Origin of the sequence: Lysinibacillus sp., assembly GCF_032093475.1 — a bacterium.
Lineage (GTDB): Bacteria > Bacillota > Bacilli > Bacillales_A > Planococcaceae > Lysinibacillus > Lysinibacillus irui.
The window spans coordinates 1-17,444 of sequence record NZ_DAMDAY010000097.1 but is presented as its reverse complement, the minus strand read 5'-3'; the positions used below and the strand labels follow the sequence as shown (position 1 = coordinate 17,444).

Here is a 17,444-nt window from a genome sequence, read left to right as displayed (position 1 = left end):
TCCATCATGTTCTCTCTCCTTAATCAAGTGGTTCTAAAATCGCTTCAATATCCGCACGTTTCTGTTCTAAAAACGGTGGAAGATCGAGCTCTTTTCCTAGGTCCTCGATGGCGGAATCCACTGTAAACCCTGGGCCATCTGTTGCTATTTCAAATAAAATACCGTTACGATCTCTAAAATAAAGACTGTGGAAATAATAACGATCAACGACACCTGAACTCTCCAATCCTCGCTCCTTAATTTTATCTTCCCATTGCCGTAACTCTTCAACGGTTGAGACACGTAATGCAAGGTGATGGATACTGCCCTTACCAGGTTTCTCGCTTGGCCCTTCTAATTCCTTGACGACAATTTCTCCATGCACTTCCCCTTCACTTGATTGCAGAATGGCTTCTTTGTCATCATCTTCAACCACTGAATAGTGAAATAAATCTTTTAGTAAATTTACTGTTCGTTGTAAATAACGTACAGTGATTTCAATTGTACCCATCCCTAAAATGCGATGTTCTTCTGGTATATCTGTGCCATCCCATGTTTGCCATTGAGCAGGCGCTTCCTTCCCCTGATGGTTTAACAGCACCATCCGTAATCCTTCGTGGTCTTCAAAAAATAACGCATCTTTACCTGCATACGATGTGAGGCCACTATGTTCAACTCCTAGCTCTTGAAAACGCTCCTGCCAATAAAGTAAGCTTTCAAAGCTTGGTACGAGTAAGCCAATACGTGTAATGGCATTCGTCCCTCTCACTGTACGTCCCGCAACCGGCATTTCGAAAAATGTCAATTCAGTACCAGGTGCTCCTGTTAAGTCACCATAAAATAAGTGATACATAGATGGTGAGTCTTGATTTACTGTTTTTTTCACACGGCGTAGCCCTAGAATTTTAGTGTAAAAATGATTATTTTGTTTGCCATTTTTCGTCAGCATCGAAATATGATGGTGTCCGTTTAATTTGTGCATCCTCAATTTCCTCCTTCTCGTTTTCACTTGACTAAGCAAGTGACGATGCAAAAAAAATTACACAGGTGGCAATTTTTTTTCTCGACTATGCTTTTCAAGCTTTGTCATGACTTTATATAAAGATTTTAGTTCTTCATCTGTTAACACTTCTTCAAAAAATGAGGACTGGAAGTGAAGCTGACTGGGGGTTGCAGCTTGAATCATGTGCTCCCCTTTTGCCGTCAATGAAATTGTTTTAGTCTTCCAATTTTGCTTACGCTCAATTAGTCCCTCTTTTTCAAGTCGGGCAAGCATACGAGACATGCCCCCTTGAGTAACCGTTACTTTCTTTGCTAATTGAGATTGTGTAATAGGTGCATAAGTTTGAATTTGAATCAGAACATCGAATTGTGCTGTTGTTAAATCAAAACGTTTTAAAAATTCATTCGATAGCTGATTACTTTGGGTTGTAAAGCGCATCATACGAATCCATGTTAATGAGCCTAATGTATGATTTCTCACGACTTCATCCTCCCTTCAGTTATCACTTTACCACGCAAGTGATAACTTAGCAAGAAAAATATCTTGAATTTGAGATATTTATTCATAGGGAATATCCCTATATGATGCCAGGTGTTGAAATGGGATATAGATTGCCTTGAAAGGCGAAGGAGATTTTGCCTGTTTCTTCGGAAACAACCATTACAAGAGCATCACTCATCTCACTTAATCCTAGCGCAGCTCGATGTCTTGTTCCTAATTTTTTTTCACCCGTGTAACGCTCTGACAGTGGCAGTACGTTGGCTGCTGACTCTATCTGATTACGATTGACTAACACTGCCCCATCATGTAACGGATTGCCCGGGAAGAAAATAGATTCTAATAAGGAATGAGTTAAATCTGCACCGATATGAATACCAGGCTGAATGAAAGCCTCTAAAGCATCTTGTCGCTGAATTACAATTAAACCACCATGCCTTCTCAATGACATATTTTGCACACTATGCGACAATTCCGGATACTTTTCTGTAAACGGGGAAAGATAACAATTTAAATAAAACGTAGCCGCCTTCATTTCAATTGTCATAAATCTCTCTTTAATTTTTTCAAAATTGCCGAGAAGACAATTCGTATTTGTATCCATTTCTTCAACACTTTGCTGCAAGGACAAAATTACTTGGAGAAGCTCATCCTTTAATGTTTCTTTCATCGGTGAAAAATCACAATTGATTGGATTCACAAAAAGCACCTCTCTTTTCTATAACTGCGAAGTCTCTTCTTGCCTTAGTTTCTCTAGGTGGGCTATTTTTATGCGCAGTGCATTTGAATGAAACAAGCGTAATGGTTATTCAGCCTTGTTTTCTTTACTTAAGTAGAAAGATAATAGTAACCCTATGGCACTCAATAATGTTGTCACAAAGAAAGACGCACGGATTCCATTTAACAAGGCGTTAGCTGCATCCATTGGCTGTTGTAATGTTGACACGGTACTCATGATTGTTACCAGCAATGCTGTTACCAATGCTCCCCCAACCATACGCAGCGTGCTATTAACTGCTGTCGCATGTGCCATCAAATGGGTAGGTAAAGCGTTCATGCCTGCAGTTGTAAGTGGCATCATGATCATTGATATACCAAAAGAAATGATTGTAAATGTCCCTGCAATGAGCCAGAGTTTTGTATGCATTGATACCCACATTAAAAAACTTGAGCCAAGTAAAATGCTTGTAAAGCCTACAAGTGCCAAGCCTTTTCCTCCAACCTTATCAAAAATTTTACCGGTCACTGGAGACATAAAGCCCATTACAAGGGCACCTATCAATAACACCAGCCCTGTTTCCAATGCCGAAAGTTGACGTACATTTTGAATATAAAAGGTTAATAATATTTGAATGCCGATCATGAGCGCATAAACCAAACCCGATAAAAAAGTTGTAATGGAAAAGATCTTTGATTGAAATACACGAAATTCAAGCATCGGTTTGGGTAATTGAAGCTGACGTCTAATAAATAGAAGAAGCATAATCCCACCAATTACTAGCGGTACAAATACTTGCATCGATTTGAATCCAACCGCTCCAGCTATACTGAATCCATATAATAGGCCACCCCAACCTAACGAAGAATAGACAATTGATAGACTATCTAACTGCCGCTCTTTTTTAGTCGTTACATTTTTCATAAAAATTGTGGCCACTGTCAATACAATGACCGAAACAGGTAATACCGTAAAAAATAAATGTCTCCATGTAAGCTGCTCTAAAATCCATCCTGATAAAGTTGGGCCTATTGCCGGTGCAAAACCTGTAACAAGACCTGCCAATCCCATAATAGAACCTCTTTTTTCTTTCGGATACAACGTTAATAATACCGTTTGCATTAAAGGCATAATAACACCTGCACCAGCCGCTTGAATGATTCGTGCTAAAAGTAAAACTGTAAAAGATGGTGCAAATGCGCCTAAAAAAGTTCCGACACTAAATAAAGTGAGGGCAACTATTAACAGTAAACGATTCGAGAAACGACCGATTAGAAAAGCTGTAATCGGGATAAGAATGCCATTTGTTAATAAATACACAGTTGTGAGCCATTGTGCTAAATTGGCATCTATCTTGAAATCTTCCATTATTGGTGGCATAGCAATAAGTAATAATGTCTGATTGAGAATAGACACAAATGCAGCAGCTAGTAAAATAGCTACTATTAAATTTCTTTTTCTATTCATATAAACCCCCTCTTCTATGTATGTTAGTACTAACTAACATTTTGTTTTAAAAAAATATAGTAAAGTTGTGTGAGTGAAAGTTATACAATAACTCCACTCACAAAATTAGTTATTAAATTATGAACAAAAGTATCCCTTTGATCTTTTAAGAAATGATAATCCCATAATGCATTTGATACAAAAAATCCAAAAAGGCTTGTTAAAAAAACAATAGCCTGTCCTTTTGTATCTATTTCCTTCATCCTTCCTTGTTCGATTTGAGATTGGAAATAAGCAGCTAATAATTGGAGCAATTGCTTCGTTTGGTTATCCGAAATGGTATCCATTAATCCAGGTAGCAAACTTCTATCTTGGGTTGTAATAAGAAAAATAGGTTTATTTTTCTCCATAAAAGCTAGATATGTATTGGCAATCTGCTGTAAGTCATTAGCAAGGTCCCCTGATAACTCTTGCGCAAATAAATGCTCAAAGTATGGGATATAAGAATGATGATGTAGCACTGCTTGTAGGATACCCAATTTTGTTTCATAATGACGGAAAACAGTCATTTCGCTAACACCAGCAGTTGAGGCAATATCTTTCACCGACACATTCGAGTAGCCCCTTTCCGTCATTAAGGTTGTGGCAGCAGCAAGAATTTTATCTTTTGTATCTTTTTTCATTCTAACTCCCCCAAATGTTAGTTGTAACTAACAAAAATATAGTCGATTGAGCACAACTTGTCAAAAAAAGTGTTACCCTAGAAAAAAATCTAGTGATAACACGTAATACACTTACATATGTCCCGCTCGAATTTTCTTGACGATACTGAAAGTCGTGTATGTCGCAGCTGGTGCTAGTACAACAATAAAAATAATCCAAACGGTTAGGTTGTTCGTCGCTTTTAATGTTTCATAATTGGTCATGACAAAAATAATTAAACCGAATAGTAATAAATAGCTCAGCACATTTGGAAAAATAACGATTAATCGTAATAGTGCTGGTGGCATCTTTTGTTGATTCATTTCACCACACCCCTTTTTCAATTATACGTGAAACAAGCTATTTATCCTACTATATTTTTCCTATATAGGTATCTGCTGATAGTTGGAGGTTTTCTAGTGTCGTATGTAACTGATCGATAAAGTCAGTCATGCTGTTCTTTAGCTTTTTGGGCTAAGAATCTTTATCTTCTTCACAAAAAAACATCTATTAGCAGCAATAGATGTTTTTTAGACATTAAATTAATTGATTGTTTTGCCATGTAAAGACGGCTTGGTCAGCAGTCAGGAGCGTTTGAGGGAAAATTTCCTGTGCTTCTGCCAAAAATTGAGGTAAATCATGTGGAAGAAAACGAGCACTTAAATGATTTAATAGTAAATACTGCGCACCCGCTTGCTGTGCGACTTTTGCCGCCTCCACATTTGTAGCGTGGCCATAGCTGGCAGCTAAATCCGTTGTTGTGCCGTCAAATGTGGCTTCATGCACCAGGATATCAGCACCCATCGACAACTGTATGGCCTCTTCACAATATTTCGTATCACCTAAAATCGTCAGGGTGAAGCCTTTTTTTGCAGGTGCCACAACGTCCTTCGCTTGAATCACTTTGCCGTTTTCAAGCACAATATCTTGGCCATTTTTCAATTGTCCAAGCAACGGTCCTTTAGGCACACCGAGTGCTTGTGCTTTGTCGATTAATAACTCGCCCGGTAAATCCTTTTGTTCAATACGGTAGCCGTAGCATGGAACAACATGACGAAGTTCTCTTGCACGAATTGTAAAGTGTGCATCCTCATAAATAAGCCCTTCCTGCACTTCTACAAAGCGAAGTGGATACGTTAAATGAGTTTTGGATAAGGCCAATGTTTGTTCAATCCATTGCTGTAACCCTGCTGGTCCGAAAATCGTAAGGGGTTCATCTCCTCCTTGAAAGGATCGAGAGCTTAAAAAACCAGGTAATCCTAAAATATGATCCCCATGTAAATGTGTAATGAAAATTTTTGTTACTTTCCGAGGCTTTAATGACGTGTGTAAGATTTGATGCTGTGTTGCCTCCCCACAGTCAAATAACCACATTTCGCTCACTTCATCTAACAGTTTTACCATCAATGCACTCGTATTTCGTTCTTTTGAAGGCATGCCTGCGCCTGTCCCTAAAAAATGTAGCTGCACATATGCCACCTCACTTCTTTTTTTATCATTTTATTGTACCTTATCATTCCCCATAAGAAAAACCTTTGGTGAATGGCCTTCTCCAAAGGTTTCTCGTTTATTTTGGTTGCCATGAAACAAGTGCTGCATGAAAATCATGACGATAATAATATCGCCCATCCTTTTCTTCAATAAAAGGGAGGAGAGATTCCTCCACATGTGCTCGCTGGAAGTTCGTCGTTAGTATTTTTTTACTTTGCGTTGTTATAAGCTGTTCATAGCTTTCATATTCATAGACACGTTCCAGCGGGATAATTTGACAATCCGCATAGATATCCATTTCATACAGTAAATTCAAAAATTCTATATAATCTCTGCGCGGGAATTTGATCTCATAGCCATACTTTTCATATAATCGCTCGTAGTGTGGCTGTATAGGCCCTGTTGTCATCCCAATGATGGCACGCTTTTTTGCTAGTCGATTCATATGGTGTAAGGCAGATTTAATCTCATACATGCGGTAAAAGCAATTCACACCCAAGACGATATCATGCTGTTCCATTTCATCATTCTCTAGACTTTCCCATTTAGCATGAACATATGAAACGTGCTCCTGATGAGCCATGCATTGTTGTAAGTATTGTAAAATGCTTTCTGAGCTATCCACACATGTTAGCTTGTTTACTATCTCGGCTAATGGCAATGTATAATTACCCCAGCCTGGGCCAATTTCTAACACAGAATGCTGTGGTTCAATGCTTTTCTGAAGCTCCTGAAAAATACGTGCAGCATAAGGATCTGTTTGCCCCTTTTTTTTACGTGCAACAGACTGCGCCCAAAATTGCTCCTCTAGCTGATCATTCACCATACGCTCAGGCATATTACCATGCCAGTCCTTCATGCCTTCTTGCCATAAAGCCTCATAATTAATGGCTAACGGTCCTTTTCTCGTCATACAGATACCTCTAATGCTAAAATTTCATAAATCTTTTTCATATCAAGATTGGCTCGAACATGCTCGGCTAACATATTATAGGCATCTTCTCTTCGTTCGGCGTCACTTTTTACATCACTTGGTAAAGCTGCTAACCCTTTTTTTGCTCGTATTTCATTAACTAGCTGACGAGTGAATGTACGATTATGAAACAGGCCGTGGAAATACGTTCCTATCACTTGTTCATCACGACTAACCGCACCATCTTCTCTGCCATCCTCTAGCTGTAAGAACGGCGATACTTCATCACGTAAAATTTTCGTGCGTCCTAGATGAATTTCATAGCCTGTCAATGTGTCCTGTCCTCTTGTTCCTGTCATTTGTACCGTTTTTTTATTGCCTACAAAAATCGTTTCCATTGGCAATAAACCAAGACCATGAGCAGATTCACCATTTCCCTCTACCGCCTCAGGGTCTAGCAATGTTTCACCAAGCATTTGAAATCCACCGCAAATGCCGATTATTTTTGTTCCGCGCTCACGTAAATGATGGATGGCTTGATCGAAGCCTTGCTCTTTTAACCAAGCTAAATCATCCATAGTACTTTTTGTACCAGGCAGTATAAGCAAATCTGGTGTGCCAAGCTCGTTAACATGTCCAATTAAGCGTACACCTACTTCTGGCTCATCAAAAAATGGATCAATATCGGTGAAATTTGAAATACGTGGCAAACGAATCATCGCAACATCTACGGCAAACTCGCCACGTTTTGGCTTTTTAAAGCGCAGTGATGATAAAGCAAGGGAATCCTCTGCTTCAATATTGACATCTACATAAGGGATAACACCAAGAACCGGGATGCCTGTTTCACGCTCCACCCATGCTAAACCATCATCTAATAATTCACGCATGCCTCTAAATTTATTGATAACTAGTCCCTTGACACGTGCACGTTCATCATCATCTAACAATGCTAATGTACCAACAATCGAGGCAAAGACCCCACCACGATCAATATCAGCAACAAGCACTACTGCTGCATCTGCTAAATGCGCCATACGCATATTGGCAATATCGCGATCCTTTAAGTTAATCTCTGCTGGGCTACCTGCCCCCTCTAGCACAATAACATCATATGTATTTTGGAGTGTGCGTACTGATTTTTCAACGATCGGCATCGCTTCCTGAACAAAATTATTGCGGTAGCTTTTGGCATCCATATTTAAAAAATGCTTGCCATGGACAATGACCTCTGACATCATATCTTGCTTCGGTTTCAGCAGGATGGGATTCATATCAGTCGTCGCCACAACACGTGCTGCCTCGGCCTGTACCCCTTGTGCACGGCCGATTTCTCCACCATCAGCTGTTACAAATGAATTTAGGGCCATATTTTGTGATTTAAACGGCACTACATGAAATCCATCATCCGAAAATATACGACACAATGCCGTACATATCATACTTTTTCCAACATCGGAAGCGGTTCCTTGAATCATGATCGATTTTGCTGGCATAGTCACTTTCCTCCGTAATTATTGGTGTAACGCGGTTTATGCTCTGGCCCCGCGGGCATTCACCTTCACTTCGCGGGTATTCACCCTCACTCCGCGGGTATTCACCTTGCTTCGCGGGCATTCACCTTCACTCCGCGGGTATTCACCTTCGCTCCGCGGGCATTCACCTTCACTCCGCGGGTATTCACCTTCACTCCGCGGGTATTCACCTTCGTTCCGCGGGTATTCTCCTTCACTTCGCGGCTATTCACCTTCACTTCGCGGGTATTCACCTTCACTCCGCGGCTATTCCCTTCATCCAACGGATTGTTAAAATTCTAGTCCTTTTACTGCTGGAATACCTTCATCATAATAGTGCTTTGTTGCATCGATGGTCGATACTAAATCAGCCATTGCTAGTAACGCAGGATGTGCGCTTCTTCCTGTGATGACAAGGTGCATGGTAGATGGGCGTTGCTGGATAGCCTCGATGACTTCTGCTAATGGTAGGACATCATCGATTGGAAACTTGCTAATCGCGAGTGCATTGTTTAATTCATCTAGTACCAATAAATCGATGCTCTCATCTTGCAGAGCTGCCTTCGTTTTTATCCATGCCTTTGCTAAGGCAGTACGATGCTCCTCAGGTGTTTTTGTCCACGTAAAGCCAATACCCATCTGCTCCATCTCTACGCCAAGTTTACGAAGGGCAATTTGCTCTCCGTAAGTACGTTCGGGGGATTTGATGAACTGTAAATAGCGCACAGTTAAGCCTCGGCCAACCGCGCGTAATGTTACACCAAGTGATGCTGTCGTTTTACCTTTTCCTTCGCCTGTATATACTAAAAACAAGCCTTTTCTTGCCATGCTGTTAGCCTCCTTAGAGCCAAGTTGTCTTTTCTTCAAATGGCGTGCGCTTCTTGTCGTTCAGTTCTTGCTCTTGTGGGTACCCAATAAATATTGTTCCGACTACTTTTTGACTAGCACTTGCTCCAATAAATGCGTGCATACGTGGATCATGAACAAGTCCGACACCACGTGTACGCCAGACAAAACCAAGTCCAAGCTCTTCAGCTGTCAGCCACATGGACATAATGGCACTACATACGGCAAAGACATTGTCTTGCGTTGCATCGGCATCACCTTCTACCACATCTGCTGTTACGACAATCGCTACAGGCGTTGTTTGGACAACCTTTAAAGAGCTTTCTACTAAATTCGGCTTTGTTGGGAAACGCTCTTGTAAATAAGCACTCGCCATTGCCTCATAGCGCTTCATGGCTTCATCTTGGATGACATAAAAATGCCAAGGCTCACGCATACGGTCATTTGGCGCATAAGTTGCTGCCTGTAAAATTTGTTCAATTTTTTCCTTTTCTACTGGCTGCGTTGTGTAATTTCGAATTGCTCGTCGCTTTTTTAATGCTTCGATGACTGTCATATTACTTCCTCCTATTGCGCTTCAACTAAATGATTATGAAAAGGCAAGTCCCTGCTCTTCAAACCATTGAATTTTTTCTCGTACATTGACTACATCGCCAACTACAATCATAGAAGGATTATGATACCCTTCACGTTCAATAATGCCTGCAATCTCATCAAGTTGCCCTGTAATCGTTCGTTGTTGAGCAGTTGTGCCCCATTCAATGACTGCAACAGGCGTTGTTGCCTTACGTCCATTCTCGATTAATTTTCGAGCAATATAGGCAATATTGCCAACGCTCATATAAAAAGCAACGGTATCAATGCCAATTGCTAGTGCAGGCCAATTTAAGAAATCTTGCCCTTTTTCTTCACGACCATGGCCAGTCACAAGAGCAAAGCTTGTCGCAAAATCTCTATGTGTCACAGGAATCCCTGCATAAGCAGGAGCCGCAATTCCTGCTGTAATACCCGGAACGATTTCATACGAAATACCATGATTTTTTAGTATTTCTGCTTCTTCGGCACCTCGACCAAAGACAAAGGGATCGCCCCCTTTAAGGCGTGTGACAACCTTTCCTTGTTGTGCTTTTTCAACAAGTAATGCATTAATTTCATCTTGGATGAGATGATGCTTCCCTGGAAGTTTGCCGCAATAAACGAGCTCGGCATCCTTTTTTGCAAAATCAAGCAATGTAGGATTCACAAGACGGTCATAAGCGATGACATCTGCCTTTTGAATACATTCCAGGCCATACACAGTAATGAGCTTCGGATCTCCAGGGCCTGCTCCAACGATATATACGATTCCATCCTTCATTGCTTTTCTCCCATCAATAATTGTTGTAAATATGATTCACGTTGATCGATTTCACCATGACGTGTCCATTCCAAAATGTTTGGCTCTAGCAATGCTTGCAATGCCGCACGTCTTTGTGGGCCCTTGTCATACTTTGCAGCAATCATTAACCTGGCTTGTTGTAAGAAGCATACATAGTCTTCATAGATTTCATCAAATTGATCTTCTAAATCTGCTTTAATTTTGCGGGCTAAAGCTGGGCTTGCTCCCGATGTTGAGACAGTTAATACCAATGGACCTCGGCGAACAATCGCTGGCGTAATGAAATCACTTTCACTTTGCTGATCTGTTCGATTAATTAATTGCCAATGCTGTGCAGCCTCTTGTACAGCTTCGTTAACAGCCGTCTCATTCGTTGCTGCAATAATGAGAATCGCATCATCCAAATCACGTGGTTCAAATTCCTTTTGCTTCCAAGTAATTTGCCCTGATTCAGCAAGTGGCTGTAATGTGTCATGGAGTGTAGGACTGACAATGACGATATGGGCCTTTGCTGGTAACAAGGATGCTACCTTCTGTGTTGCAACATGACCGCCACCTACAATCACAACTGTTTTATATTCTAAATTGATATGAATTGGAAAATAATTAGTCATCATTTTTCACCTTCTTACAAGCTGTTAACCAATTATCAACTAGCTTTGGGTTTGATACAAAATGGAAATGTGTGTAACCAGCCACCAAATTTCCCCTTTGATAGCCTTCTTGCTTTTTACCAAAACGTCCAATCGTTTCGTAGGCAGGGGTGTGAAGAGAGCCACTATATTTAGAATAATGGAATTCATGTCCTTTCGCTTGTTCCTCTGCACCGATTAAGAAATTATCCGCAGTACCAAAAATTTCACGATAGCCTAGTGCTGCTAATTTTGTTTGCATCGCTACTTCTCCTGGAATGACACCTACCATATCATAACGTTCACCATGGCTATTGGTAATCGCCTCTGTTAAATACATAAAGCCTCCACATTCTGCTAATGTTGGCAGACCTTTAGTGATAGCTTCACGTATCGAATTTTTCACAGCGATATTTTTAGCAAGTGTCTCCGCAAATTCTTCAGGGAAGCCTCCACCAATATATAAGCCATCAGCTTGTGCTGGTACAGGTTCATTGGCAAGTGGTGAGAAGAATTGCAATGTCGCACCCTTCGCACGTAACAAAGCCAAATTTTCTTCATAATAAAAATTAAAGGCTGCATCTCTTGCCACAGCGAGACAAATATTTTGTGAAGGCTCTTCTCTAAATAGCTGACCGCATTCTTGAAGCATGGGAGCCCTTGTTAAATCAAGTAATTGATCTAAGTCAATGGTCTCAGCCATAAGGTCACCTAGTTTCTCAAAAAAGGAATCGAGCTCCCCTCTTTCAATGGCTGGCACTAAACCTAAATGACGACTTGGAATATCAATCCCTTCCTCCCGCTTTAGATAGCCAATGACAGGGATACCACATTCTTGTTCAATAGCGGCCTTGGCGATTTCGTAATGACCCACACTGCCAACTTGGTTAGCAATAACGCCTACAATTCGTGGTTTATCTGAGAGCAATTGGAAGCCCTTTACAACAGCCGCCACACTACGTGCCATACTTGCACAATTGACTATTAAAATAACCGGACTCTCTGTCACTACACTAATATCTGCTGCAGAACCCGCATCTGATAATGGACTTTTGCCGTCGTAAAAGCCCATCACTCCTTCAATAATGGATACATCGGCATCTTTACTGGCACGTGCCACAATATCACGGACTGCTTCATGCGAGAACATCCAGCTATCAATATTACGTGAAACCCTGCCTGTTACAGCCGTATGATAGGTAGGATCGATATAATCAGGACCACATTTGAAGCCCTGCACAATGTTCCCTTTATTTTGTAGAGCTTTCATCAGACCAATAGTAAAGGTCGTTTTGCCTACGCCACTGCCCGTACCAGCCAGTACAAAACGATTTGTTTGCATGGACTTCCTCCTTAAAATAGGTATCTAGCAACTGAAATCGTAGCATTACCTGATTTTTTCTTTTCTAGAATGAGTGATTGGACCTGTGCATAGCGCATCGCCGCTGGTTCACTAACACCATATGCTCCTGTATATTTAAAAACCGTTTCTGAAGGTGATGGAAAGTCGATTTCATTTAATTCGGCCGGTGAATAGGTGATGAACTCCCAATCATATTTCTTTGTAATATCTATGAAACATGGCTCATCTTTCTTTAGATCAATTGTACATAACGCTCTTACACTTTTTTTCGAAAGTTTAAGCTCTGCCAACGTTTCATCAATTACTTGTTCAATTTCCTCTAAAGATGTACCACGATTACAGCCCATTCCTAGCACAATGGATTTTGGTCGATAAATAACACCATTTTCTAGAAGAATCTCTTCCTCTTGCTCGATAATTCGGTCTGTTATTAATAAGGTAGCATGAGGTTTGGCATCAATGGCTGCCTGTGTAGATGGATATATTTTAATTTGCTCTGGCATTGGTGTGTCACGCATCCACCAATCACGTTCACCTGTTTCCTGCACGATCGCCACATGCTCCTCGTTGACGACAGAAGCACTAACAGGTGTCAATTTGTCGGCACTATCCCATACCCACCCAAAACGTGCGCCAAATAAATCAACAGGAATGGTCTTTTGCACATCAGAAGCAGTTGTAATGATCGGATTAGCACCAAGTGCAGCTGCCACTTCATGTGTTAGCTCATTGGCCCCACCCAGATGCCCCGATAAGACACTAATAACGTTTTCGCCTCGATCATCTATGACGACAACACCAGGATCTGTCTTTTTATCTTTTAAAATCGGCGCAATCATTCGGACGACTGCACCAAGTGAAATGATTAATATCAACCCTTTGTATTGCTTAAATAGCGTTGGCAATAATAAGCGTACTGTGCCCGTAAATAGTTGAATATGCCTTTCTGCTTCATCACCTTGTTCAAATTTGCTCATGTAATATAAATCACTGGCTGCAAATGTTTGCTGTAGGCGACGTCCAATTTGAACACCGTGCTTAGTAATCGCCACAACAGCATAGGGATTGCGTTGATCAACTTCTGGTAACACGCCCTCTTGTAACTCAATCACTTGTCTTCACACCTTTTCTAAAGCCATGTGTAAAGGTTGCATCATACAACTTTGAGCGATATTGGTCCTTATCATGAATAGTCGGATCTAACGCCCAACCTGCTAGAATCATGGCATGCTTACGAATACCGTTAACACGCATCGCTTCATCTAATTCTACTAATGTCGTACGGACTATTTTTTGATCTGGCCATGAGGCACGTTGAATTACCGCTACTGGCGTATCGTCAGCCCAGCCAGCACTTTGTAGTTCCTTGACAATTTTCTTTGTAAGCGTTGCACTTAAAAATAAAGCAATTGTACAATGATGACTCGCTAAATCACGAAGCTTTTCAAATTCTGGCACAGGTGTACGCCCTTCAGCACGTGTTAAAATAAGTGTTTGTGTTAAATCAGGAATGGTTAGCTCAGCACCAATAGCCGCTGCCGATGCAAATACAGAGCTGACTCCAGGAATGACCTCATAGCCAATGCCTTCTTTTTTTAAAAGTGCCACTTGCTCCATAATCGCACCATACATCGCTGGGTCACCTGTATGCATACGTGCCACTACTTTCCCAGCATTAACGCGATCAACCATCACAGCCACCATTTCCTCTAAATGCATACCCGCCGTCCGAATGACCTCTGCATCAGGTCTCGCTTTCGCAATGAGGTCTTCACTCACTAATGAATCTGTATACATCACAACGTCCGCTGTTTGTAACATATGTAAACCTTTAACAGTAATTAAATCTGGATCACCTGGACCAGCGCCGACTATATAGATTTTATTCATTATTTACGCACCACCATTAATGTTAAATATTCTAAATCGACACCATCTAGCTCCCGTACATCCCAAATGACTTCTTCATCTGATGTTACTTTTGTCACCACAGAAGCTTTATCAAGTAAATCTAGATCACGTAGCACCTCAAGCATTAAATCAATTACTTTTGCCACTTTTATAAAGACAACTGCATCATGGCTTTCAATGGCTTCACGCATTGCCTCATAATCATCATACGCAGGGATAATTGCAACACGGTCATCACCATCCGCTAGCGCAATTCCTAGACGAGATGCGGAACCATTGAATGAGGATATCCCTGGAACTGTACGGATTTCTACATCCGGATGCATCTCCTGCATTAATTTCATCATATGGATGAACGTACTATATAATAATGGATCACCTTCTGTGACAAAGGCTACATCCTTGCCCTCTTGTAATTTTTCGTAAACTAGTTCTACAGACTTTGTCCATTCACGTTCTAGAACAGCCTCATCTTTAGTCATTGGAAAGACAAGCCCCAGCATATCTTTTTCGTCAGGGTTTATATACACATCTACAATACGATGGGCATAGCTTTTACTACCTCTTAGCTTTTTTGGATAGGCAATAACAGGAGATTCCTGGATCACACGAAATGCCTTCACTGTAATTAATTCTGGATCGCCAGGACCGACGCCCAAGCCATATAAAACACCTAGATTACTCATGATTTTCTTCCTTTCGATAAGCCGAAATAATATATATTGGATTTAATGGTACAAAGCGTGTCATATCTAAAATAGGTTTGCTGCGTGCAAGCTGAGCCTGTAAAATGTCAACCGCAAAACCACAAGCCTTAAATGCCTCAACGGCTTTATATAAATTTTCAATTGTCGCTGCATTTAACACAATGCGCCCATTTGGCTTTAAACGCTGACAGCATAATTGCAGTAACTCAACCATTTCCCCACCAGTGCCACCAATGAAAATGGCATCAGGGTCAGGAAAGTTGTCTAGTCCTTGTGGTGCTTTACTATGAATAGCCGTTATATCGACTCGAAACTTTTGCTGATTTTGAAGACAGTTTTCTAAATCAGGTGCATTTTTTTCTACTGCAAATACTTGTCCCTCTGGAGCCAGTTTACCTGCCTCAATAGCCATAGAACCCGTACACGTGCCGATATCCCAAATAACACTATCCTTTTGAAGCTGCATCGCTTGTAAACTTAAAACACGAATTTCTTTTTTCGTAATAAGCCCCTTATCTGGCTTTCGTTGTGAAAACTCCTCATCATCTATCCCGAGTGTATAGCATTTTGGTTCCATTGTTTGCTTTAAAATCACGACGTTCAACGGAGAAAAATGACCGACTTCCATTTCATCAAGCGAGTACCAGCCGTATTTTTCATGAACACCCTGTAAGTTTTCTGCTACAAACGCACGGTATTCCGTCATACCAAAATGCTTTAAATAACGAGCAAGGGCATTTGGACTATTTTCTGCATCTGTTAAAAGCGCTACTTTCTTTTTCCCATCAATCTTTTGTGCCAAGCCTTTCATTGGTCGACCATGAATACTCGTTACATAAGCATCCTGCCAGCTTTCTCCCATCTTCGCAAAAGCAAGCTGGAGGGAGCTCATATAAGGGTAAATCTCTATGTCAAGCTTTTTCGCAAGATAGCTCCCAATACCATAAAATAATGGATCGCCAGAGGCCAGGATGACTGTATTTCTAGTTTCTTCTGACAATCTCTCAACAAGTGTTGAAAGTCCTCCTTTGATGGTGATTTTTTCACCTGCAAAGTCTGGGAAAAATTCAAGGACACGTTCACCCCCAACCAGTACCTCACAGTTTTCAATCAACTGCAGATATTGAGGGTATAAGCTTGCTAATCCGTTATCCCCGATCCCAATCAATTTCATCGATCGATGCAATGTCATCAGCCCTTCCTAATAATTGTCCCTGCATCGAATAGATCGATGTAGAAAGCGTTAAACCACCCTTTATATGACGGATGGATGAGTAGCAGCAAGCCTCACATAAATGATGGAAAAATGCATCATAGCCCTTGTCCATCATTATTTCTCCTACTTGTGACGCTGTGTTGGCTTCACGTACTTGTGCTATTGTTTCTTCATTTGCTCCTATATCTACTGCCAGTTGCGCTAAAAAATTAAAGTCAATGGGTGCACTTTTGGAATGCACCATCATCACGCCTTGTGCCACCTTCGAGAATTTTCCCATCATGCCAACAAGAGAAACTTGTTTGATGCCGAGTCGCTTACAATGTTTTAATGTAAAGCCGACAAAATCACCCATTTCAATAAAGGCCTCTTCTGGTAAATGAGGATATTGTTTCATCGCAAATTTTTCACTGCGACCACCTGTTGTTACCACGACATGCTCACAGCCTGCCTCTTTGGCAACGCTAATGGCTTGAACAATACTTGCCATATAGGCTGAACTTGAAAAAGGCACGACGGTTCCCCTTGTGCCTAAGATCGAGATGCCCCCAAGTATACCGAGTCGTCCATTTAACGTCTTTTTAGCAATCTCCTCTCCCTTCGGTACAGAAATCACCACATTCACGCCTCTTGTAATGTGAAATTCGTCCAGAACACCTTGGACAGTACTAACAATCATTTTACGTGGTACAGGGTTAATGGCTGCCTCGCCGACAGCTACTGGCAAGCCTGGCTTTGTTACACGCCCGACACCAATTCCTCCATCTAAATGGATGCCTGGTGTATCTGCCCAGCTTACTGTGCCAACGATGAGTGCCTGATGTGTGGCATCAGGGTCATCGCCAGCATCTTTAATCGTTTCACAGCTCACTGCATTTTCCTCAAAGGTGCATTTTTCAATGGTAAAGGTTGCATCCCGACCAATAGGTAAATGAATGGTACTTGTCTCTTGTTCTTCCTTCGTAATAAGGGCCAGTAATGCTGCCTTTGATACTGCCGTCGCACAGGCTCCCGTCGTATAACCGTGACGCATGTCCTTGGGATCCTTTTTGGGCTTCCGCTCCATTATTTTTTCGCCTGCTCATCCGCTAAGAGTGAGATGGCGTTTAATGCGGCAACCGTCACTG

At 41.3% G+C, this 17,444-nt stretch carries 19 protein-coding genes; all 19 read right to left on the bottom strand.

The window, feature by feature from the left end; all coding sequences use genetic code 11:
• Positions 1–19: 19 nt before the first annotated feature.
• The 19 genes from RT445_RS17735 to RT445_RS17645 all read right to left on the bottom strand — a co-directional run bounded on the left by RT445_RS17735 (position 20) and on the right by RT445_RS17645 (position 17,383).
• On the bottom strand, positions 20–961 hold the full coding sequence (locus RT445_RS17735) for a ring-cleaving dioxygenase (RefSeq protein WP_274793544.1): 942 nt from the start codon (positions 959–961) through the stop codon (positions 20–22).
• 57 nt (positions 962–1,018) lie between these two features.
• A complete protein-coding gene (locus RT445_RS17730) occupies positions 1,019–1,462 on the bottom strand; it encodes a MarR family winged helix-turn-helix transcriptional regulator (RefSeq protein ID WP_274793545.1) in 444 nt (147 codons plus the stop codon).
• A 97-nt stretch (positions 1,463–1,559) separates the two neighbouring features.
• Complete coding sequence (gene cdaS, locus RT445_RS17725) at positions 1,560–2,180, bottom strand: sporulation-specific diadenylate cyclase CdaS (protein WP_312507263.1); 621 nt, start codon at positions 2,178–2,180, stop codon at positions 1,560–1,562.
• A gap of 105 nt (positions 2,181–2,285) precedes the next feature.
• Positions 2,286–3,665: an MDR family MFS transporter gene (locus tag RT445_RS17720; RefSeq protein ID WP_274793547.1), complete on the bottom strand. Its 1,380-nt coding sequence runs from the start codon at positions 3,663–3,665 to the stop codon at positions 2,286–2,288.
• Positions 3,666–3,745: 80 nt separating this feature from the next.
• Positions 3,746–4,327: a TetR/AcrR family transcriptional regulator gene (locus RT445_RS17715; protein ID WP_274793549.1), complete on the bottom strand. Its 582-nt coding sequence runs from the start codon at positions 4,325–4,327 to the stop codon at positions 3,746–3,748.
• Between the two features lie 111 nt (positions 4,328–4,438).
• Positions 4,439–4,669, bottom strand: a complete 231-nt coding sequence (locus tag RT445_RS17710) for an acyl-phosphate glycerol 3-phosphate acyltransferase (protein ID WP_274793550.1) — start codon at positions 4,667–4,669, stop codon at positions 4,439–4,441.
• Between the two features lie 214 nt (positions 4,670–4,883).
• Positions 4,884–5,816, bottom strand: coding sequence for a ribonuclease Z (gene rnz / locus RT445_RS17705; protein WP_274793551.1), 933 nt, complete (start codon positions 5,814–5,816; stop codon positions 4,884–4,886).
• Positions 5,817–5,913: 97 nt separating this feature from the next.
• A complete protein-coding gene (locus RT445_RS17700; RefSeq protein WP_274793552.1) occupies positions 5,914–6,750 on the bottom strand; it encodes a class I SAM-dependent methyltransferase in 837 nt (278 codons plus the stop codon).
• Positions 6,747–8,246, bottom strand: coding sequence for a cobyric acid synthase (locus RT445_RS17695; RefSeq protein ID WP_274793553.1), 1,500 nt, complete (start codon positions 8,244–8,246; stop codon positions 6,747–6,749). Before RT445_RS17695 ends, RT445_RS17700 begins: the two co-directional genes overlap by 4 nt.
• 309 nt (positions 8,247–8,555) lie before the next feature.
• Positions 8,556–9,092 carry a cob(I)yrinic acid a,c-diamide adenosyltransferase gene (locus RT445_RS17690; protein WP_274793554.1) on the bottom strand — a complete coding sequence of 179 codons (537 nt, stop codon included), beginning with the start codon at positions 9,090–9,092 and terminating at the stop codon, positions 8,556–8,558.
• Between the two features lie 13 nt (positions 9,093–9,105).
• On the bottom strand, positions 9,106–9,666 hold the full coding sequence (locus RT445_RS17685; protein ID WP_274793555.1) for a nitroreductase family protein: 561 nt from the start codon (positions 9,664–9,666) through the stop codon (positions 9,106–9,108).
• A 33-nt stretch (positions 9,667–9,699) separates the two neighbouring features.
• Positions 9,700–10,467, bottom strand: a complete 768-nt coding sequence (cobA, locus tag RT445_RS17680) for a uroporphyrinogen-III C-methyltransferase (RefSeq protein ID WP_274793556.1) — start codon at positions 10,465–10,467, stop codon at positions 9,700–9,702.
• Positions 10,464–11,102, bottom strand: a complete 639-nt coding sequence (locus RT445_RS17675) for a precorrin-2 dehydrogenase/sirohydrochlorin ferrochelatase family protein (RefSeq protein ID WP_274797346.1) — start codon at positions 11,100–11,102, stop codon at positions 10,464–10,466. The genes cobA and RT445_RS17675 overlap by 4 nt, the downstream gene beginning before the upstream one ends.
• Positions 11,095–12,462: a cobyrinic acid a,c-diamide synthase CobB gene (locus RT445_RS17670; protein ID WP_274793557.1), complete on the bottom strand. Its 1,368-nt coding sequence runs from the start codon at positions 12,460–12,462 to the stop codon at positions 11,095–11,097. The genes RT445_RS17675 and RT445_RS17670 overlap by 8 nt, the downstream gene beginning before the upstream one ends.
• 11 nt (positions 12,463–12,473) lie before the next feature.
• The gene (locus RT445_RS17665) at positions 12,474–13,595 is read right to left on the bottom strand and encodes a cobalt-precorrin 5A hydrolase (RefSeq protein ID WP_274793558.1); all 1,122 of its coding nucleotides are present in this window, start codon (positions 13,593–13,595) and stop codon (positions 12,474–12,476) included.
• On the bottom strand, positions 13,588–14,373 hold the full coding sequence (gene cobM / locus RT445_RS17660; protein WP_274793559.1) for a precorrin-4 C(11)-methyltransferase: 786 nt from the start codon (positions 14,371–14,373) through the stop codon (positions 13,588–13,590). The genes RT445_RS17665 and cobM overlap by 8 nt, the downstream gene beginning before the upstream one ends.
• Positions 14,373–15,080, bottom strand: coding sequence for a precorrin-2 C(20)-methyltransferase (cobI, locus tag RT445_RS17655; RefSeq protein ID WP_274793560.1), 708 nt, complete (start codon positions 15,078–15,080; stop codon positions 14,373–14,375). The genes cobM and cobI overlap by 1 nt, the downstream gene beginning before the upstream one ends.
• Complete coding sequence (gene cbiE / locus RT445_RS17650) at positions 15,073–16,293, bottom strand: precorrin-6y C5,15-methyltransferase (decarboxylating) subunit CbiE (RefSeq protein WP_274793561.1); 1,221 nt, start codon at positions 16,291–16,293, stop codon at positions 15,073–15,075. Before cbiE ends, cobI begins: the two co-directional genes overlap by 8 nt.
• Positions 16,250–17,383: a cobalt-precorrin-5B (C(1))-methyltransferase gene (locus RT445_RS17645; protein WP_274793562.1), complete on the bottom strand. Its 1,134-nt coding sequence runs from the start codon at positions 17,381–17,383 to the stop codon at positions 16,250–16,252. Before RT445_RS17645 ends, cbiE begins: the two co-directional genes overlap by 44 nt.
• Between the last annotated feature and the right edge of the window lie 61 nt (positions 17,384–17,444).